The organism is Xanthovirga aplysinae (genome assembly GCF_009711365.1).
Classification (GTDB): Bacteria; Bacteroidota; Bacteroidia; order Cytophagales; family Cyclobacteriaceae; genus Xanthovirga; species Xanthovirga aplysinae.
This window is the reverse complement of record NZ_SMMB01000226.1, coordinates 1-756: the sequence shown is the minus strand read 5'-3', so window position 1 is coordinate 756 and position 756 is coordinate 1. Positions and strand designations below refer to the sequence as shown.

Below are 756 nucleotides of genomic sequence, written 5' to 3'. Positions count from 1 at the left end.
CTGTTTTCTTTTTATTATTAAAGTAATGAAAGGTTAAAAAAAGCCTTAAGAATGTTGACTGCTTTATTATTAATCTGTACACAAACAGGAACTCCTCACTTTATATACTCCTTATATTAAATTTTTTAATTATTTCTGTGAAGGATAAACATTAGCCTAAAGAAGTAGGTGCAAAAAACCTTGCCTCCTTACAAATGACACTTCTTAGTTAACTTCCATCAAACAAAGTTAAAGGTCGAAGGTTGAAAGAATAGTTAAAGCTATACAAAAGGCTATTTTTGTTGGGTTGCCTTCTTACCCTATTTTCCAATTTAATGATCAATTTTGAGCATTTATATGAAGAATTTACCGATGCTATTTTGATTCTTAAAAATAATACGATCTCTTTTTGTAATGTGGCTGCCATTGAGTTTTTTGAAGCTAAAGATAAAAATGAGCTTTTAAATATTTCTGTTAAAAATTTGGCTCCTCTATTACAGCCTGATGAGAAATCCTCCACTCAAAAATGGAGTAGAATAAAGCAGGAAGTGGTCAAGGGAAAAAACTTACGATTTGAGTATTTCTGCCAAACCTTAAAAAGGAAAAAATTTTGGGCAGAAATAACTTTTACTCCCCTAAAAGAAGAAGGCACAACAATTCATTATGCTACATGCTGGAGAGATATAAATCATTTAAAAAATCTGGAGCATAACTTTCAGGACTTTGTGGAATCTTCCCCGGATGTCACTTCTCGTATTGATAAGGATGGAAAATTTT

General features: G+C 31.3%; 1 protein-coding gene. It reads left to right on the top strand.

Annotation, left to right across the window (positions count from 1 at the left end; translation table 11 throughout):
• Positions 1 to 314 precede the first annotated feature (314 nt).
• Positions 315 to 756: PAS domain-containing protein (locus tag E1171_RS00505; RefSeq protein WP_155203053.1), on the top strand; the 442-nt coding region annotated here is incomplete at its 3' end.